19 protein-coding genes and 1 tRNA gene are annotated in these 16,685 nt (G+C 68.8%); 9 read left to right on the top strand and 11 right to left on the bottom strand.

The window, feature by feature from the left end; translation table 11 throughout:
* Positions 1-111: 111 nt before the first annotated feature.
* Genes ACFX43_RS00925 through nth form a run of 4 tightly spaced genes read right to left on the bottom strand, consistent with a single transcriptional unit; the run spans position 112 to position 3,342 of the window.
* Entirely contained in the window at positions 112-1,290 is a 1,179-nt protein-coding gene (locus ACFX43_RS00925) for a MarP family serine protease (protein ID WP_378815898.1), read from the bottom strand.
* Positions 1,287-1,982 carry an NUDIX hydrolase gene (locus ACFX43_RS00920; RefSeq protein ID WP_378815896.1) on the bottom strand — a complete coding sequence of 232 codons (696 nt, stop codon included), beginning with the start codon at positions 1,980-1,982 and terminating at the stop codon, positions 1,287-1,289. Before ACFX43_RS00920 ends, ACFX43_RS00925 begins: the two co-directional genes overlap by 4 nt.
* A complete protein-coding gene (locus ACFX43_RS00915; RefSeq protein ID WP_378815895.1) occupies positions 1,979-2,626 on the bottom strand; it encodes a TlpA family protein disulfide reductase in 648 nt (215 codons plus the stop codon). The genes ACFX43_RS00920 and ACFX43_RS00915 overlap by 4 nt, the downstream gene beginning before the upstream one ends.
* Positions 2,626-3,342: an endonuclease III gene (gene nth, locus ACFX43_RS00910; protein WP_350719145.1), complete on the bottom strand. Its 717-nt coding sequence runs from the start codon at positions 3,340-3,342 to the stop codon at positions 2,626-2,628. The genes ACFX43_RS00915 and nth overlap by 1 nt, the downstream gene beginning before the upstream one ends.
* Positions 3,343-3,529: 187 nt before the next feature.
* On the opposite strand from nth, the gene ACFX43_RS00905 reads away from it, so the two are divergent.
* Complete coding sequence (locus ACFX43_RS00905; RefSeq protein WP_008356269.1) at positions 3,530-4,207, top strand: Crp/Fnr family transcriptional regulator; 678 nt, start codon at positions 3,530-3,532, stop codon at positions 4,205-4,207.
* 32 nt (positions 4,208-4,239) lie between these two features.
* Here the strand turns inward: ACFX43_RS00905 and ACFX43_RS00900 are convergent, their stop codons facing one another.
* From ACFX43_RS00900 to ACFX43_RS00880, 5 genes are all read right to left on the bottom strand, one after another.
* Positions 4,240-4,839 carry a YdeI family protein gene (locus ACFX43_RS00900; RefSeq protein ID WP_378815892.1) on the bottom strand — a complete coding sequence of 200 codons (600 nt, stop codon included), beginning with the start codon at positions 4,837-4,839 and terminating at the stop codon, positions 4,240-4,242.
* A gap of 17 nt (positions 4,840-4,856) precedes the next feature.
* Entirely contained in the window at positions 4,857-5,651 is a 795-nt protein-coding gene (locus ACFX43_RS00895) for an MBL fold metallo-hydrolase (RefSeq protein WP_378815891.1), read from the bottom strand.
* A complete protein-coding gene (locus ACFX43_RS00890; protein WP_378815889.1) occupies positions 5,648-6,535 on the bottom strand; it encodes an NUDIX hydrolase in 888 nt (295 codons plus the stop codon). Before ACFX43_RS00890 ends, ACFX43_RS00895 begins: the two co-directional genes overlap by 4 nt.
* A 62-nt stretch (positions 6,536-6,597) precedes the next feature.
* Positions 6,598-7,056 carry a RidA family protein gene (locus tag ACFX43_RS00885; protein WP_378815888.1) on the bottom strand — a complete coding sequence of 153 codons (459 nt, stop codon included), beginning with the start codon at positions 7,054-7,056 and terminating at the stop codon, positions 6,598-6,600.
* Positions 7,053-7,208 carry a DUF4177 domain-containing protein gene (locus ACFX43_RS00880; RefSeq protein ID WP_141791386.1) on the bottom strand — a complete coding sequence of 52 codons (156 nt, stop codon included), beginning with the start codon at positions 7,206-7,208 and terminating at the stop codon, positions 7,053-7,055. Before ACFX43_RS00880 ends, ACFX43_RS00885 begins: the two co-directional genes overlap by 4 nt.
* Positions 7,209-7,300: 92 nt before the next feature.
* Here ACFX43_RS00880 and ACFX43_RS00875 point away from each other — a divergent pair, with 92 nt between their 5' ends.
* The 3 genes from ACFX43_RS00875 (at position 7,301) to ACFX43_RS00865 (ending at position 10,439) form a co-directional block, all read left to right on the top strand.
* A complete protein-coding gene (locus ACFX43_RS00875) occupies positions 7,301-8,116 on the top strand; it encodes a maleylpyruvate isomerase family mycothiol-dependent enzyme (RefSeq protein WP_378815886.1) in 816 nt (271 codons plus the stop codon).
* A 27-nt stretch (positions 8,117-8,143) separates the two neighbouring features.
* On the top strand, positions 8,144-9,160 hold the full coding sequence (locus ACFX43_RS00870) for an ArsA-related P-loop ATPase (RefSeq protein WP_378815884.1): 1,017 nt from the start codon (positions 8,144-8,146) through the stop codon (positions 9,158-9,160).
* A 112-nt stretch (positions 9,161-9,272) separates the two neighbouring features.
* Positions 9,273-10,439, top strand: coding sequence for an ArsA family ATPase (locus ACFX43_RS00865; RefSeq protein WP_378815882.1), 1,167 nt, complete (start codon positions 9,273-9,275; stop codon positions 10,437-10,439).
* A 79-nt stretch (positions 10,440-10,518) separates the two neighbouring features.
* On the opposite strand, the gene ACFX43_RS00860 is transcribed toward ACFX43_RS00865, so the two are convergent.
* Positions 10,519-10,794, bottom strand: coding sequence for a WhiB family transcriptional regulator (locus ACFX43_RS00860; RefSeq protein WP_045548985.1), 276 nt, complete (start codon positions 10,792-10,794; stop codon positions 10,519-10,521).
* Between the two features lie 226 nt (positions 10,795-11,020).
* Here ACFX43_RS00860 and ACFX43_RS00855 point away from each other — a divergent pair, with 226 nt between their 5' ends.
* The gene (locus ACFX43_RS00855) at positions 11,021-13,462 is read left to right on the top strand and encodes a transglycosylase domain-containing protein (RefSeq protein ID WP_378815880.1); all 2,442 of its coding nucleotides are present in this window, start codon (positions 11,021-11,023) and stop codon (positions 13,460-13,462) included.
* 68 nt (positions 13,463-13,530) lie between these two features.
* Here the strand turns inward: ACFX43_RS00855 and ACFX43_RS00850 are convergent, their stop codons facing one another.
* On the bottom strand, positions 13,531-13,989 hold the full coding sequence (locus tag ACFX43_RS00850) for a GatB/YqeY domain-containing protein (protein ID WP_378815878.1): 459 nt from the start codon (positions 13,987-13,989) through the stop codon (positions 13,531-13,533).
* 26 nt (positions 13,990-14,015) lie between these two features.
* On the opposite strand from ACFX43_RS00850, the gene ACFX43_RS00845 reads away from it, so the two are divergent.
* From ACFX43_RS00845 to ACFX43_RS00830, 4 genes are all read left to right on the top strand, one after another.
* A complete protein-coding gene (locus ACFX43_RS00845; protein WP_378815876.1) occupies positions 14,016-14,936 on the top strand; it encodes a metallophosphoesterase in 921 nt (306 codons plus the stop codon).
* A 236-nt stretch (positions 14,937-15,172) separates the two neighbouring features.
* Positions 15,173-15,246 (top strand) — tRNA-Pro (locus ACFX43_RS00840).
* 73 nt (positions 15,247-15,319) lie between these two features.
* Positions 15,320-15,778, top strand: coding sequence for a nitroreductase/quinone reductase family protein (locus ACFX43_RS00835; protein ID WP_378815874.1), 459 nt, complete (start codon positions 15,320-15,322; stop codon positions 15,776-15,778).
* Positions 15,779-15,815: 37 nt separating this feature from the next.
* A complete protein-coding gene (locus tag ACFX43_RS00830) occupies positions 15,816-16,601 on the top strand; it encodes a hypothetical protein (protein WP_378815873.1) in 786 nt (261 codons plus the stop codon).
* The last annotated feature ends 84 nt before the right edge of the window (positions 16,602-16,685 follow it).

The following is a 16,685-nucleotide window of genomic DNA, read 5'->3' as shown; positions in this document are numbered from 1 at the left end:
GACCTAGCCGACGCCTCGGCCGACCTAGCCGACGCCTCGGCCGACCTAGCCGACGCCTCGGCCGACCTAGCCGACGCCTCGGCCGACCTAGCTGACGCCTCGGCGAGGGGGTTAGCCGGCGCAGGCTCCGGTGTCGACGGCAGCGGTCTGGGAACGAGCCTCGCGGGCGATCTCGATGACCTGGTCGGTGGTGAGGGCGTAGCCGGTCTCGGTGTCGGTGACCGAGGCGGCGAAGACGACGCCGACGACGTCACCCTCGGAGTCGACGATGGGGCCTCCGGAGTTGCCGGGGCGGATGAGGCTGCGTACGGAGTAGACGTCTCGGATGACGGTGCCGACGCCGTAGATGTCGGGCGAGCGGAGTCGCTGCTCGGCACGGATACGGCCGGGCTGTACGTCGAAGGGGCCGTCCTGCGGATAGCCGAGGACAGCGATCGGGTCCTCGGCGCCGGCGGTGCGGTCGAACTCGAGGCGCTTGAGGTTGCCGCCACCCTCGAACTTCAGGACGGCGATGTCGATCTCCGGGTCGTAGTGGACGACCTTGGCGTCGTTGGCGCCGTCACCGACGATGACGTTGGGGTCGTCGACGCCGGCGACGACGTGGGCGTTGGTCATCAGGTAGCCGCGGCCGATGACGAATCCGGTGCCCTCTACACCCTTGCCGCACTCGTTGGCGCCGCGGATCTTGAGGACCGACTCGCCGGCGCGTACGACGTCGGGGTCGGTGAGCATCCGCCGCGGACCAGGACCGACCTCGACGATCCGCTCACTGGCGAACGGCTCCAGGTAGCGCGGGAAGAACGAGGTGCCGACGACGTCGTTGAACGCGCTCAGCGCACGATCCGCAGGCGACGGCATGATCGAGTCGACCTTGGCCAGGATCGCCGAGCCACGCACCGCGGGCGTGAGCCCGTTGATCTGTGCCCCCGAGACCGCGACTCCGAGAGCCCAGGCGACCACCAGTACGGCCGCCGCGCTGAGCAGCGACCCGCCGAGGGCATCGACGATCCGGGCCGGCTGCCAGGTGATCTCGTCGCGCACGCGTACGCCGCCGTATTGCAGCACCGCCTGCCCGATGGACGCACACGCGATCACGACGAACAGGGCACCGAGCGAGACCCACAACGACGGAGCCGCGCTGCCGAGCACCTTCGGTGCCAGCCAGATGCCGATGAAGCCACCGAGCAGCAGTCCGCCGGTCGCGAAGGCACCGGTGATGAAGCCCTGCCAATAGCCCGAGAGCGCGTAGGCCCCGACGAGGATGATCAGGATCCAGTCAAGAAAGTTCACGGCTGATTCCGTTCGCGTCCCTGGAACATGTATTCGGGCAACTCCTTGATCGGGGCGTCCGGAATCTCCGTGATCCACCCGAGATAGGTGAAGAAACGGCTGATGATTCCACCTGTGAAGCCCCAGAGAATGACATCCTTCTCCGGTCCGATCAAGAACGCGGGCATCAGCCATCCGCTGCGGCCCGGCGCGCCGACCTGGATCCGGTGGGCCGGGTCGATGAGATCCGACAACGGCACCCGGTAGACGGCGTGCACCTCTTCGACCGAGCGCGTGGTGACCGGTGACGGCTCCCGCCACCACGCGATGATCGGCACCACCGCGTGGTTGGAGAACGGGATCCACAGCGCCGGAAGGCGGCCGACGACATCGACACCGGTCGGGTCGAGACCGGTCTCCTCCCAGGCCTCCCGCAGCGCCGCCTCCTCAGCGGTCTCCCCCGGATCGAGCCGGCCGCCGGGGAACGAGACCTGGCCGGGGTGCGAACGCATCGTGTGCGAACGCTCGGTCAGCAACAGGTCGGGACCCGAGGGCCCTTCGCCGAAGAGCATCAGCACCGCCGACTCGCGTGCGCTGCCGTCGGCCGGCGGCAGGAACTGCGAGATGTCCTCGCCCTGGATCTGCTGCGCCGCCTCGACGACCTCGTCGAACCACTCCGGCCGCGTCCCGTTGGCCGCCTGACGCTCGCTCACAGCTCGATCCCCAGCTTCTTCTCGACGAGCTCCTTCACCTGGGCCGCACTGGTCATGCCACCCATCTGCAGCAGCTCGACCTCGCCGGAGGAGGACAGGACGTACGTCGCCGGCACCGCCCGCGCCGTGAGCGGCCCGCCCTGGAGCTCACCGCCTGGATCGGCGTACATCGGGAACGTCACCCCGCGCGAGATCGCCTCCTCGAGCGCGACTCCGGGGACGGTGTCCATGACGTCGATGCCGATCACCGGCACCTCGTCGCCGTAGGTCTCGTAGAAGCTCTGCAGCGCAGGCATCTCTTCCTTGCAGGGCGCGCAGAAGCCCTGGAAGAGGTTGATCACCATCGGTCCCTCGAACGAGGCGAGGTCGGCGGACTCGCCGCCGCCGAGGCAGGGCAGCACGATCGACGGCAGCCCGCCGTCGCTCGCGGGCCCTTCCTCGCAGGCTTCCACCTTCGACGCCTTCTTGGCCGCGACCATCTCCGCCGTGGCGACGTTGACCTTGGAGGAGGACGGTTCGTCGGCGAGTGGCGCGCCGGACTGGCCGCCCCCGCTCGAGGAGTCGGTGCCGCAGCCGGCCAGGACGGCCAGCAGCAGGGCGGCTGCCGACGCGACCCGGGCTCGTCTCCCCAGGGCACGAACCATCAGTTGCGGCCCTCCGTGCGGACCAGCTTGGCCGCGGCGACGGGGTCGGTCGGCCCCTCGCCGTACGCAGGGCACAGCTGTGACACGGGACAGGCACCGCACGCGGGCTTCTGCGCGTGACAGATCCGCCGCCCGTGCCAGATCACGTGGTGGGACAGCATCGTCCAGTCCCGCTTCTCGAAGAGCGCGCCGACCTCGTGCTCGACCTTGACCGGATCCTTCTCGGTGGTCCAACCGAAGCGCCGCGAGAGCCGTCCGAAGTGCGTGTCGACGGTGATCCCCGGCTTGCCGAAGGCGTTGCCGAGCACCACGTTGGCGGTCTTGCGCCCGACACCGGGCAGCTTCACCAGCTGCTCCAGACGGTCGGGCACCTCGCCGTCGTACTCCTCCACCAGCACGGCGCTCAGCTTCAGCAGCGCGTCGGTCTTGGCGCGGAAGAAGCCGAGCGGTCCGACGAGCTGCTCCAGGTGCTCCCGGGGCGCCGCCGCCATCTCCTTCGCGGACGGATAGGCCGCGAACAGGGCGGGCGAGGCCAGGTTGACCCGCTTGTCCGTGGTCTGCGCGCTCAGCACGGTCACGACCAGGCACTCGAACGGATTGGTGAAGTCGAGCTCGGCCTTGGCATCCGGGTAGGTCTCACCGAGGATGCGGTCGATCCGACGGGCACGACGCACCAGACCCAGGCGCGTCTCAGTCGCAAACTTCTGGGCAGGCACGCAGCAAGGCTACGCGGCCGCACCGACAATCCCGATCCGGCCCAGAGCACGGCTACCACAAACACCGCTCAACACATGCACTTTCTGCCCTTATCGGTGGGTGATGTGCACGTGTGAGACGTTCCACAGATAGGATTCCCGGTGTAATACCCGCGGATGTGGGGAAAATCCAGGAGGAATGGCCGCAATGGACAACGACGTACTCCGTCAGGCACCGCTCTTCAGCGCACTCGATGACGAGTCGATGACGGCCCTGCACGCCTCGATGGCAGAGTCGAAGCTCCGCCGCGGAGAGGTGCTCTTCCACGAGGGCGACTCCGGCGACAAGCTGTACGTCGTGATCGACGGCAAGGTGAAGCTCGGTCGCACCTCGTCCGACGGCCGCGAGAACCTGCTGGCCATCATGGGCCCCGGCCAGATGTTCGGTGAGCTCTCGCTCTTCGACCCCGGCCCCCGCTCGGCCACCGTCACCGCGGTCACCGACTCCGCCTTCGCGAGCCTGTCGCACGAGGACCTCCTGAAGTGGCTCGAGGGCCGCCCGGTCGTCGCCCGCGGCCTGCTCGCCCAGCTGGCCGGCCGCCTCCGCAAGGCCAACGACGTCGTCGCCGACCTCGTCTTCTCCGACGTCCCCGGCCGTGTCGCAAAGGCCCTGCTCGACCTCGCCGACCGCTTCGGCCGCACCGCCGACGACGGCGTCCACGTCCACCACGACCTCACCCAGGAGGAGCTCGCCCAGCTCGTCGGCGCCTCCCGCGAGACGGTCAACAAGGCCCTGGCCGACTTCGCCAGCCGCGGCTGGCTCCGCCTCGAGCCGCGCAGCGTCGTCATCATGGACATTGAGCGCATGGCCCGCCGCGCCCGCTGATCTGGACGTCCAGAGCACGCACAGATTCGTACTCAGCGCTGAGGCTGGCGCTTCTGGGGATGGATCGTCTCGTGACGGGCGAGCATGGCGACGTACTCCTCGATCCTGCGCGCCCGCGCGGCCTCGGTCTTCAGAGAGGTGATGCGGTGATAGAGGGCGTAACGGTTCTGAGAGGTGAGGACGTCGTACATCGCCTGCGCCTCGGGCACCGCGGCGATCGCGGCGAGGAGGTCTGGCGGGGTCTCGGCGGTTGCCGGACCGGCGTACGCCGCCTCCCACCGTCCATCCGCCTTAGCCGCATCCACGGCGATCCGCCCGGCGGCGGTCATCCGGCCCTCGCGCTCGAGACGGTCGATGTGCTCGACGTTCCTCAGTGACCAGCGGCTCTTCGGCCCTCGCGGGGTGAACCGCTGGAACGAGGACTGCTCGTCGCGTCGTCGGGCCTGGCCGTCGATCCAACCGAAGCAGAGCGCTTCATCGAGCGCGGTCTGCCAGGTCAGCGTGGTCAGCGTGCCGCCCTTCTTGGTCAGCACCAGCCAGACCGCGGGCGTGTCGGCATGGTGCTCCTCCAGCCAGGCCCGCCACGCGGGTGGGTCGGGAAGCAGGAGCTCGGCTCCGGACAGGATCGCCATGAGCCGAACAGTAGGCCTCAGCGCTCAGCGAGGTAAGCCAATTGCGCTCGCACCGAGAGCTCGGCGGCACCCCAGAGGACCTGGTCGACGTCGGCGTACACGATCTCGACGATCGCCCGCGGATCCGCCTCGGCAGGGGTAGCGCCGAGCCCGGAGAGAGCTTCCTCGACCTGGCCGAGGCGCTCGCGACGGTGGGCGATGTAGTAGTCCAGCGCGCCGAGGGCGTTCCCGATGACCGGGCCGTGGCCGGGCCAGACGCTGCCGACACCGTGCTCGGAGGCGAGGGCGTGCAGACGGTCGAGCGAGTCGAGATAGGCGCCCAGCTCGCCGTCGGGGTGAGCGACCACGGTCGTCCCACGCCCGAGGACGGTGTCGCCCGTCAGCACCGCCCCGTCGGCGGGCAGCCAGAAGGACAGCGAGTCCGAGGTGTGCCCGGGAGTCCCGACGACGCGGATCTCCAGACCGTCGACCTCGATGACGTCACCGTCGCCGAGCCCCTCGGTCCCGAGCCGGTATTCAGGATCAAGAGCGCGTACGCCGGCCCCAACCCGCTCCGCGAAGGCCCGGGCCGCCTCGGAGTGGTCATAGTGATGATGGGTCAGCAGCACCGTCGCCACCTCGCCTGCGGCCTCCGCGACGGCATCGAGATGCCCCTCGTCGAGAGGCCCGGGGTCGATCACGACAGACCGGCGCGCACCCGGCTCGCGCAGCACCCAGGTGTTGGTGCCGTCGAGCGACATGATCCCGGGGTTGGGCGCGAGGATGCACTGCCCGCGCTCGCCGAATGCCCCGCCTGACCAGGACTCGTTCATGAGTGGTTCCTTCCGGCGACAAGGGAGGCGTGCAGGGGCATCATCGACAGGGTGTGGCCGCCGTCGACCTCGGTCACGGTCGGGGTGAACATCGTCAGCACACGCTCCGCGGCGGCAGCGAGGACCTCGTCCTCGGACCCGACCGAGGTGACCTCGAGACAGTTGAGATAGGTCGGCGGCATCATCGCCAGCTCGCCGGCCTCGACCTGGGCGACCGCCTCGGCGGTGCTCAGCCAGAGCACCGAGGAGGACTCGCTGGACACGTCCCGGGTCACCTGGCCCTCGGGGAGGCGCGCGACGAAGAACCAGGTCGCGAAGCGCTTCGGCTCGAAGACGGGCGTCGTCCAGGCGGCCCACGGCCCCAGCAGGTCCGTACGCAGCACCAGCCCGCGCCGGGTCAGCAGCTCGGTCAACGACAACGAGCGTGACTCCAGAGCGGCCCGGTCGGCCTCCCAGTCGTCGCCCGAGACGTCGTCGACGACGGAATCGCCCGAGGCTCCCGCGAGCAGCACCCCTGACTCCTCGAACGTCTCCCGCACCGCCGCGGCGACCAGCGCTCGCGCGCGGGACTCGTCGACCCCGAGCCGGCGCGCCCACTCACCGGCGGACGGCCCGGCCCAGCGGGAATCGGGCAGCTCGGCGTCGCGTACGTCCACTCCGCCGCCGGGAAAGACAGCCATCCCGGCGGCGAAACCCATCGTCATCTGCCGACGGAGCAGGTAGACCTCTGGGCCGGAAGCGGATCCGCCATCGGAGCCCGGCCGCAGCAGCAGCACCGTCGCCGCGTCGCGCGGCTCGACCGGGGTGCGTACGCCCTGGGCGTACTCCCCGGCCAACGCCACGATGTCGTCACCAAGCCGGACTGGAGGGATCGGGATACGCACGTTCGTCACTGTAGCGACGCTCACACCAGCGCCCTACCCCCATCCGAGCCTCAGACCGAGGCTCAGATCTCGACGATGATCTCCACCTCGACGGGGGCGTCGAGCGGCAGGACGGGCACGCCGACGGCGGATCGGGTATGGCGTCCAGCGTCACCGAAGACCTTGCCGAGCAGCTCGGAAGCACCGTTGGCGATGCCCGGCTGGCTGGTGAAGTCGGGAGTGGAGGCGACGAAGCAGGTCACCTTGACGACCCGCTTGACCAGCGACAGATCGCCGATCTCGGCCTTCACCGCGGCGAGCGCGTTGAGCGCGCACTGCTGTGCGGCCGCCACGCCCTCCTCGGGCGAGACCTCGCCACCGAGCTTGCCGGTGGACAGCAACGCGCCGTCCTTCATCGGCAGCTGCCCGGAGGTGAAGATGTAGTCGCCGGTTCGAAGCGCCGGGATGTAGGCCGCCACCGGCGGCACGACGTCCGGCACGCTCAGCCCGAGCTCGGCGAGGACCTCCTCGGGCCCGGTCACTCCGAGACCGCCCGCTTGAAGAAGCCGACGTAGTTGCCGGTGCCGTTGTCGAGGATGGAGACGAGCTCCCACCCGTCGGCACCGAAGTTGTTGAGAATCTGCGCCGCAGCGTGGTTGAGGATCGGCGCTACCTGGTACTCCCACTTGGTCATATCGGCACCCTACTTCGCGGACCCGCGGACGGGTCTCCCGGCGAGATGGTTTGACCTTCCAACTGAGGACCCGGCCCACTATGGTCAGGTCCGTGACTTCCGCAGAGCAGCTGAAGACGTACGTCGACACCTGGTGGTCCTCCGTCCAGGACCTCCTCACGCTCCTGGAGGAGCTCTCCGAGACCGACTGGGACCAGCCGACCGACCTCCCCGGCTGGGACGTACGCGCCATCGCCTCCCATGTCGCTCACCTCGAGGGCCTCACCGCCGGCGCACCCCGCGAGGACGCCTCCGTACCCGAGTCCGCCCACATCAAGTCGCCGATGGGCCAGTTCACCGAGATCGGCGTGATCACCCGCCGCGACGCCGCGCCGGCGAGCATCATCGACGAGATCCGCCGCTACACCGCCGTACGTCACGACGAGCTGCTCGCCTCCCCGCCCGAGGACCCCGCGGCGCCGGCGTCCGGCATCTTCGGTGCGCTCGGGTGGACGACCGGCAAGCTGCTCCGCAACCGGCCGCTCGACCTCTGGCTGCACGAGCAGGACATCCGCCGCGCCACCGGCCGCCCGGGCAACCTCGACAGCCCCGGCGCCCTCCACACCGCCGACTACCTCCTCGAAGGCGTCGGTTTCGTGCTCGCCAAGAAGGCCGCCTGCGCCCCGGGCACCTCCGTCGTCGTCGAGGTCGAAGGCCACGCGCCCTATGCGTTCACCGTCACCAAGGAGGGCAAGGGAGTCCCGGTGGCCGACCTGGTCACCGCGCCCACCGTCACCCTCTCCACGGACCGGGAGACGTACGTCCTGCTCACCGGCGGCCGCGCCTCCGGTGACCCCGCCAAGGTCGAGATCACCGGCGACACCGCGCTCGGCACCAAGATCGTCGAGAACCTCAACATCACCCCCTAGTGGCGCGACCCCGTTAAAGTCGTTCCCATGAGTTCCGACTGGCCCCACGTGCAGCTGCATGTGGTGACCGGCAAGGGCGGCACGGGCAAGTCGACGGTGGCTGCGGCTCTGGCGCTCGGGCTGGCCTCACACGGAAAGAACGTCCTGCTGTGCGAGGTCGAGGGCCGCCAGGGTGTGGCGCGGATGTTCGACGTCGACCCGCTGCCCTACGCCGAGACCCGCATCGCGACCGGGCTGCGGCTGCGGGCGCGATCCGGTGCCGACGCCGAGCCGGGCAACGTCTACGCCCTGCACATCGCCCCCGAGGAAGCCCTCCTCGAATACCTCAAGATGTACTACAAGCTCGGCCCCGCCGGCCGCGCCCTCGACCGCTTCGGCGTGATCGAGTTCGCGACCACGATCGCGCCCGGGGTCAGGGACGTCCTGCTCACCGGCAAGCTCTTCGAGGCCGTGCAGCGCAACAGCCGCAACAAGGGCGCCCGGACCTACGACGCCGTCGTGCTCGACGCTCCCCCGACCGGCAGGATCACGAGCTTCCTCAACGTGTCCGAGTCGGTCGCGGGCCTGGCCAAGGTCGGCCCGATCAAGAACCAGGCCGACACGATGATGACCCTGTTCCGCTCCCGGCGCACCGCGGTCCATCTGGTCACGCTGCTGGAGGAGATGCCGGTCCAGGAGACCGCCGACGGCATCAGCGAGCTGCGCGCCGCCGGGCTCCCGGTCGGCGGCGTCATCGTCAACCAGGTACGCCCCCGCGACCTCCCCGACGAGTCCCTCGCCCCCGCCCGCGCCGGCACCCTCGACGACGAGCTGATCACCGAGGACCTCAAGCGTGCCGGCGTCGAACCCGACCCCGCCCTGATCTCCGCCCTCGCCGACGGGGCGAAGGAGTACGCCGAGCGCCGAGCCCTCGAGGACGCCCAGCGTGACCTCGTAGCCGGCCTCGGGGTCCCCACCTACGAGCTCAACCGGATCGCCGGCGGGATCGACATCGGCGGGCTCTACGAGCTCGCGGCCGAGCTCAAGGATCAGGGGCTCGCATGATGATGGAATACCCGGTTAACCGGGTATCCCTGCACTTCTCTGGCATTGCAACACCTGAGAAGTGCAGGAATTGCCTGAGCGACGTGACGGAAGTGACGAGAGGGACAGCCCGATGAGCGCTCACCCACGCGTCGGTCCGCTGGCCGCCCACGCGAACGACACCCGACAGCTCGAGGTCGACCGGCTGCTCGACGACCTCGACACCCACATCATCGTCTGCTGCGGCAGCGGCGGCGTAGGCAAGACGACCACGTCGGCGGCGCTCGCACTCAGGGCAGCGGAGCGCGGACGCAAGGTGGTGGTGCTGACGATCGATCCGGCGCGACGCCTCGCCCAGTCCATGGGCATCGAGCGGCTCGACAACACGCCTCGCCCTGTTCCCGGGATCGGCCCGGGCCGGCTCGACGCGATGATGCTCGACATGAAGCGCACCTTCGACGAGGTGGTCGAGTCGCAGGCCAGCCCCGAGAAGGCGCAGCAGATCCTCAACAACCAGTTCTACATCGCGCTGAGCTCCAGCTTCGCAGGCACGCAGGAATACATGGCGATGGAGAAGCTCGGTCAGCTCTACCGCGATGCCTTCGCCCACAACGGCGGCAACGGCGACTACGACCTGATCGTCGTCGACACACCCCCGAGCCGCAGCGCCCTCGACTTCCTCGACGCACCCGAGCGCCTCTCCAGCTTCCTCGACGGACGCTTCCTGCGCCTGATGCTGGCCCCGACCAAGGGCCCGGTCAGGCTCATGTCGGCCGGGATCAACATCGTCACCAACGCGCTCAAGAAGGTCCTCGGCGGGCAGATGCTCACCGACCTGCAGACCTTTGTGACCGCACTCGACACCGTCTTCGGCGGGTTCCGGCAACGGGCGCAGGAGACGTACGCACTGCTTCAGGCCGACGAGACCGCCTTCCTCGTCATCGCCGCTCCGGAGCCAGACGCGCTCCGGGAGGCCGCCTACTTCGTCGAGCGGCTCTCCGGCGACCGGATGCCGCTCCAGGGTCTGGTCGTCAACCGAGCCACCTTGCCCGACGACGCCTCGCTCACCGCGGCCGCGGCCGGGGCCGCCTCCGAGCGTCTCCCCGACGCGCCGCTCACGGCCGGGCTGCTGCGGCTCCACGCCGACCGCGCGCTCCTGGTCGAGCGCCAGCACCAGCTGCGCGAGCGCTTCGCGGTCGCCCATCCGCAGGTGCCGACCGCCGTCGTGCCGGCGCTGCCCGGTGACGTACACGACCTCGACGGACTCCGCGAGATCGGCCGGCTGCTGGCCCAGGAATGAGTCGAGCCAGGACGTACGTCACGTACGTCCTGGCTCAGACCAAGATCTTCAGCGATCCACTCGAGTAGGGGACGAGAGGTCACTCCACGGAGGCACGGGTGCGCGCGGCCTCGAGGACGGCGCGCCAGGAGGCGTTCGGGCTGCGACGGAGCAGCGCACGACGCTCGCGCTCGGTCATGCCGCCCCAGACACCCCACTCGATCTGGTTGTCGAGCGCCTCAGCGAGGCACTCGGTGCGGACGACGCAGCCTGAGCAGACCATCTTGGCCTTGTTCTGCTCGGCTCCACGTACGAAGAGCTCGTCGGGCTCGTTCTCACGACATGCGGCCTGCAGCGACCATTCATCAACCCACATTGTGTGCCATCCCTTCATCGGAGCGCTTCGCCCTCCCCAATTGACGGCGTGGGCGCCCGTGCGGACTAAAGGTTAAGGACCCTGACCGGTCGAGTGACACACCCTTCTGGCCCAAAGTACGTAGTTCGAAATGACTAGGAGGGGTCCCGGGACCTGTTTTTGCCTCCCTGTCCGGCGCCGATTGCGAATCATGTGCTATTAGCCGCGATCACCTACGATGACCAGCATGTCTTCGCCGTCGCTGCGCCCGCAGACCGTGCTCAAGCATCTCGCCGTCATGTGCGGGGTCGCAGCCGTCCTCGGCGTCGTCGCCGCGGGTCTCGCCATCCCCTTCGCCGGTGTGGCCGGGATCGCGGCCAAGGAGACCGCCGAGAAGATGGACGCGCTGCCGCAGGCCTTCGAGGTCGACGACATGTCCCAGACGACCAAGATCGTCGACCGCAAGGGCAACCTGATCACGACGCTCTACGACCAGAACCGCGTCTACCGTCCTCTCGACCAGATCTCGTCCAACATGACGAAGGCGCTCCTGGCGATCGAGGACTACCGCTTCTACCAGCACGGCGCGATGGACCTCAAGGGCACACTGCGCGCGCTGATCACCAACCAGGCCAGCGACTCGGTTCAGGGTGGTTCCTCGATCACCCAGCAGCTGGTGAAGACGACGCTGGTCTACTCCGCGAAGACCGAGGCCGAGCGCAAGGCGGCGATCGAGAAGTCGACGGCCCGCAAGATCCGCGAGCTGCGCTACGCGATCGCGCTGGAGGAGAAGCACTCCAAGGACTGGATCCTCGAGCGCTACCTCAACGCGGCCTACTTCGGAGACGGCGCCTACGGCGTCCAGGCGGCCGCCAAGCACTACTTCAACGTCAACGCCTCCGAGCTCAACTGGCAGCAGTCGGCGATGCTGGCCGGGATGGTGAAGAACCCCACCGGCTACGACCCGACCAACTACCCCGACGCCACCATCGCCCGCCGCAATGTCGTCGTCGACCGGATGGCCGCGCTGAAGGTCATCTCCCGCCCCGAGGCGGAGAAGCTGAAGGACGCCAGCCTCGGCCTGAACGTCCAGAAGCAGCGCAACGGCTGCCTCGGCTCGTCCGCGGAGTTCTTCTGCGACTACGTGCTCAAGTGGCTGCTCAAGGACCCGGCCTTCGGCGAGACCGAGACCGACCGGCTCGCACTGATCAAGTCCGGCGGTCTGACCATCAAGACCACGCTCGATCAACGCTTCCAGGACGCCGCTCAGGAGTCCGTCGAGGACCACGTCTACGCCACCGACCAGGCCATCGGCGCCTTGGCCATGGTCGAGCCCGGCACCGGTCGGGTCCGGGCGCTCGCCCAGTCCCGTCCGATGGGTGACAACAAGAAGAAGGGCCAGTCCTACCTCAACTACCTGGTCCCCAAGGAGAAGGCCGGCGACTCCAACGGCTTCCAGGCCGGGTCGACCTTCAAGGCCTTCACCCTGGCCGCGGCCATCGAGCAGGGCTTCCCCCTCAAGCAGAAGATCAACTCGCCCGAGGAGCTGACGCTCAACGAGTCCACCTTCGCCGGCTGCCCGGGCGACGGCAACCGCGTCGGTTCCCACACGTTCCACAACTCCACCACCTCGGGGAGCAAGGACGCCTACACCGGCACCCGGGAGTCGGTGAACACCTTCTACGCCCAGCTCTTCCAGCTCACCGGGATGTGCACGCCCTACAAGATGGCGCAGAAGATGGGCGTCAAGCTCACCGCCCCGTTCGGAATCGCGCCCGAGGACGGACACGTCTGCAAGGCCGGGGAGGTTGCGGACTGTCAGGGAGCCGAGCGCGTTCCCACCTTCACCCTCGGCGTCGTCGACGTCAGCCCGCTCGAGATGGCCGAGGCGTACGCGACGTTCGGCGCCCGCGGCAAGCACTGTGACTCGGTGCCGGTCAACGAGATCCTCGACGCCAACAACAAGGTGATCAAGAAGTACGAGCCGACCTGCGAGCAGGCGATGGCCAAGGGCACCGCCGACGCGGTCAACGACATCCTCCGCGGTGTGATGGAGCCCGGCGGCTTCGGCCAGAACCTTGCGCTGTCGGTTCCCAGCGCGGGCAAGACCGGCACCACCCAAGACAACAAGGCGGTGTGGCTGATGGGCTACACGCCGCGGCTCGCGACCGCTGCGATGATCGCAGGCGCCAACTCGGCTGGCACGCCGCTCGGTCTTCAGGGCCAGTACATCGGCGGCGACTACATCGCCACCGCATCGGGGTCGGGTTTCGCCGGCCCGATGTGGGGCGACGCGATGCAGGTGATCGACAAGTACCTCAAGTGGGTGGACTTCCAGGAGCCCGACCCGAACGTGATCGCAGGCAACACGGTCGATGTCCCCTGGGTCGGCGGCATGACGGTCGAGAAGGCCACGAAGGTGCTGAGGAGCGCCGGCTTCCAGGTTCAGCTCGGCCCGGAGGCGTACTCGGAGTACGACCCCGGTCTGGTTGCCTTCACCACCCCGTCCGGCGATGCTGCCGAGGGATCGCCGATCACGATCTACACCTCGCTCGGCCCGGAGCCGAAGCCCGACCCCAAGCCCGACAAGAAGAAGCAGCCCGATAAGAAGCCCGGCCGCGGCGATGAAGAGAGACCGGCCACGGTCGAGGAAGAGCCCGACTTCGGCTGGGAGTGGCCGACCGGCTGACGCCCGGCCCGGCAACGACACCGTGGCCCCACCGATCCGGTGGGGCCACAGTCGTTCTCGGACTGCCGTCAGGCGAGCTGCTTGCGCACCTCGGCGGCCACGGCGCCGCCATCGGCACGGCCCTTGGTCTGCGGGGTCAGGATGCCCATCACCTTGCCCATGGCACGCATCCCCTCCTCAGCAGCACCGGTCTGGGCGATGGCCTTGCTGACCAGGTCGGAGATCTCCTCGGCGCTCAGCTGAGCGGGCAGGTACTCGGTGATCACCGCGGCCTCCGCGGTCTCCTTCTCGGCCTGCTCGGCGCGACCGCCGTCGGCGAAGGCAGTGGCCGCCTCGCGGCGCTTCTTGGCCTCGCGGGTGAGGATCGTGATGATCTCGTCGTCGGTGAGCTCCTTGGCCTCCTTGCCGGCGACCTCGGCCTCGGTGATCGAGGCCATGACCATGCGCAGCGTCCCGGCGCGCTCCTTGTCACGGGCCTTCATCGCGGAGGTCAGGTCGGTCCTCAGCTGGTCCTTCAGAGTGCTCATGGAACCCATTGTGGCAGGGTTGAGCCATGCGGCTCGCCTCAGTAATCGGCGCAACCCTCGGCACCGGTCTCGCCACCGGCGCGGCCATGACGGCGTACGCCTTGTGGGAGGCCCGTCAGTACACGCTGCGCCACGTCGGACTGCCGGTGCTCCCCGAGGGCGCGGACCCGCTGCGGGTGCTGCATCTCTCCGACATGCACGTGGTCCCGTCGCAGCACAAGAAGCTCGACTGGATCGCGTCGCTGGCTGCGCTGAAGCCGGATCTGGTCGTCGACACCGGCGACAACCTGGCCCACCAGCGGGCGGTGCCGTCGATCGTGAACGCTCTCGGCACGCTGCTCGACGTACCGGGCGTCTTCGTGCACGGCTCCAACGACTACTACGAGCCGCGGCTGCGCAACCCGATCGGCTACCTGCTGCCGGACAACGGCAAACGGCAGACGAACGTGCCCGAGCTCCCCTGGCGTGACCTGTCCGCGTCGTTCACGAAGTCCGGCTGGCTGGACCTCACCAACACGCGCTCGTCCCTGACCGTCAAGGGCATCGAGTTCGCCTTCGCGGGCGTCGACGACCCCCACCTGCGCCTCGACGACCTGTCTGCGGTCGCCGGCCCCGCAGACCCGTCTGCAGACGTACGCCTCGGGGTCGCGCACGCTCCCTATCTGCGGGTCCTGGACCAGTTCACCGCCGACGGCTACGACGCGATCCTGGCCGGCCACACCCACGGCGGCCAGATCTGCCTGCCGGGCGGGCGAGCCCTGGCCACCAACTGCGATCTAGACCCCGCCCGGGTACGCGGCCTGCACACTCACACCCAAGACGGACGGCAGGCGTGGCTGCACGTCTCGGCCGGCCTCGGCACCTCGCCCTACACCCGGATCCGCATCGCCTGCCGCCCCGAGGCGACGCTCCTGACGCTCACCCCGCGCGGGGCGTCTCGTCGGTAGAGGTCGGGCGAGCAGGGGCTGCCGTCGCGAGCGTCGTCCCAGTGCATGCCCGGCAAGGCGGAGGAGGGAGGCGGCCCGGTGTTGGCCGTCGACCGACGACAACGCAGCCGGGTGCGTGCTGGGGCGGCGCGCAGCAGGCTGCCCCTGCTCGCCCGACCTCTTCGGGCCGATTACGGATCGGGGGAGTCTCTGGGCTATGCTCATTCCTCGTTGGACCGTTTGTTCGGTGCAGCATTCGGGTTGTAGCGCAGCTTGGTAGCGCACCTCGTTCGGGACGAGGGGGCCGCAGGTTCAAATCCTGTCAACCCGACATCGAGTTCAGGCTCGGAGATCGCAAGATCTCCGAGCCTGAACCTGTTTTCGGACGCAGTAGTGTCGACGCCATGAGCTTCGACACGCGCAACGGCACCCGCGGCGCCAAGCAGCCCTCGGCCAACCTCCTCCTGAAGCTGGGCAACAAGCTGATGATGAGCCGGGCCCGCAAGAGCAACGGCACCACGGCCGGGATGCGGCTGCTCGTGCTCACCACGATCGGCAAGAAGAGCGGCGAGCCCCGCTCGACGCCGCTCGCCTGGTTCCCGGGCGACGACGACACCTGGCTGATCGCCGCCTCTGCAGCCGGCGGGGCAAAGAACCCGGCCTGGTACTACAACCTCGCCGCCAACCCCGACCGGGTCACCATCGAGCTCGGCGGCGAGACCATCCCGGTGGTCGCCGAGCAGCTGCACGGCGAGGAGCGCGCCCGCGCGTGGGCCGCAATCGTCGAGTCGGCCGCCAACTTCGGGAGCTACGAGGAGAAGACCGACCGCGAGATCCCGGTCATCCGGCTCACCCGCGCCTGAGTTCAAATGTGACGCGCGGCATGCGAAACTGCCCCTCATGAGCAACGACCCCGCCGACAAGCTCGCCGCGCCGTCGTTCGGTTTCAAGAAGAAGCGTGGCGGGACGAAGCCGGCGAACGCCAAGCCCGAGAAGACCCAGCCCTCGAAGACTCAGCCCTCGAAGACTCAGCCCTCGAAGACTCAGCCCCAGAAGACCCAGGCCCCGAAGGCTCGGGTCGAGAAGGCACCGGTCGAGACTGCTGCGGTCGAGACGGCCTCTGCAGAGAAGACCCAGGTGCTGGAGAAGACGGCACCACCCGTCATAGCGCCCGAGCCGCCTGCGGAGAAGTCCGCGGAGAAGCCGGCCGAGAAGCCTGCGAAGAAGCAGAAGGCACAGAAGCCGCCCAAGCCCGCGAAGGAACCGAGGGCACCCAAGCAGCCCAAGGACCCGAGCCAGCGTCGGATCAACCTCGGCACCCCATCGGGCCTCTCCGCGGCGGTCATGATCGGCGCCATCGTCGGCGCGTTCATGGCCCTGGCGGTCTGGTTCAGCGGCACCGTGAGCCAGTGGACGCGTGGCACCTCGTCGCTCGGCGACAAGGGAGCGATCATCCTCATCGCCGTCTTCGCCCTCGCGATCATCGTCGGCGGCTACCTCCTCCGCCTCGCCGGTGCCCGCTCCCCCTTCACGATCAGCTTCCTCGGCTCGGCCCTGGTCGCCGTACTCTCGATGCTCTTCCTCACCGACGTCTTCGCCCACGCCTGGGGAGTGATCATCGTGGTGATCCTCGCCGCCGCCGCGTACGCCCTCGCCCACTGGGTCACCAGCAACTACATCGACTGACAGCCCCCGTCCGAGCCGTCACCCGCGTCGGCCGAGGCGTCAACCCGGTAGGCCGAGTTGGCACCGTCGTGCCAACTCGGCCGG

Source organism: Nocardioides sp. YIM B13467 (genome assembly GCF_042788075.1).
In the GTDB taxonomy this organism is placed as follows: domain Bacteria; phylum Actinomycetota; class Actinomycetes; order Propionibacteriales; family Nocardioidaceae; genus Nocardioides.
This window is presented reverse-complemented; position numbering and strand designations above follow the sequence as displayed.

What these genes read in the sequence shown, in the direction of transcription:
- ACFX43_RS00915 (WP_378815895.1), bottom strand. Translation starts at nt 2,626, where the DNA reads ATGGTTCGTGCCCTGGGGAGACGAGCCCGGGTCGCGTCGGCAGCCGCC.
- ACFX43_RS00905 (WP_008356269.1), top strand. Translation starts at nt 3,530, where the DNA reads ATGGACAACGACGTACTCCGTCAGGCACCGCTCTTCAGCGCACTCGAT.
- ACFX43_RS00900 (WP_378815892.1), bottom strand. Translation starts at nt 4,839, where the DNA reads ATGGCGATCCTGTCCGGAGCCGAGCTCCTGCTTCCCGACCCACCCGCG.
- ACFX43_RS00895 (WP_378815891.1), bottom strand. Translation starts at nt 5,651, where the DNA reads ATGAACGAGTCCTGGTCAGGCGGGGCATTCGGCGAGCGCGGGCAGTGC.
- ACFX43_RS00880 (WP_141791386.1), bottom strand. Translation starts at nt 7,208, where the DNA reads ATGACCAAGTGGGAGTACCAGGTAGCGCCGATCCTCAACCACGCTGCG.
- ACFX43_RS00870 (WP_378815884.1), top strand. Translation starts at nt 8,144, where the DNA reads ATGAGTTCCGACTGGCCCCACGTGCAGCTGCATGTGGTGACCGGCAAG.
- ACFX43_RS00865 (WP_378815882.1), top strand. Translation starts at nt 9,273, where the DNA reads ATGAGCGCTCACCCACGCGTCGGTCCGCTGGCCGCCCACGCGAACGAC.
- ACFX43_RS00860 (WP_045548985.1), bottom strand. Translation starts at nt 10,794, where the DNA reads ATGTGGGTTGATGAATGGTCGCTGCAGGCCGCATGTCGTGAGAACGAG.
- ACFX43_RS00855 (WP_378815880.1), top strand. Translation starts at nt 11,021, where the DNA reads ATGTCTTCGCCGTCGCTGCGCCCGCAGACCGTGCTCAAGCATCTCGCC.
- ACFX43_RS00850 (WP_378815878.1), bottom strand. Translation starts at nt 13,989, where the DNA reads ATGAGCACTCTGAAGGACCAGCTGAGGACCGACCTGACCTCCGCGATG.
- ACFX43_RS00845 (WP_378815876.1), top strand. Translation starts at nt 14,016, where the DNA reads ATGCGGCTCGCCTCAGTAATCGGCGCAACCCTCGGCACCGGTCTCGCC.
- ACFX43_RS00835 (WP_378815874.1), top strand. Translation starts at nt 15,320, where the DNA reads ATGAGCTTCGACACGCGCAACGGCACCCGCGGCGCCAAGCAGCCCTCG.
- ACFX43_RS00830 (WP_378815873.1), top strand. Translation starts at nt 15,816, where the DNA reads ATGAGCAACGACCCCGCCGACAAGCTCGCCGCGCCGTCGTTCGGTTTC.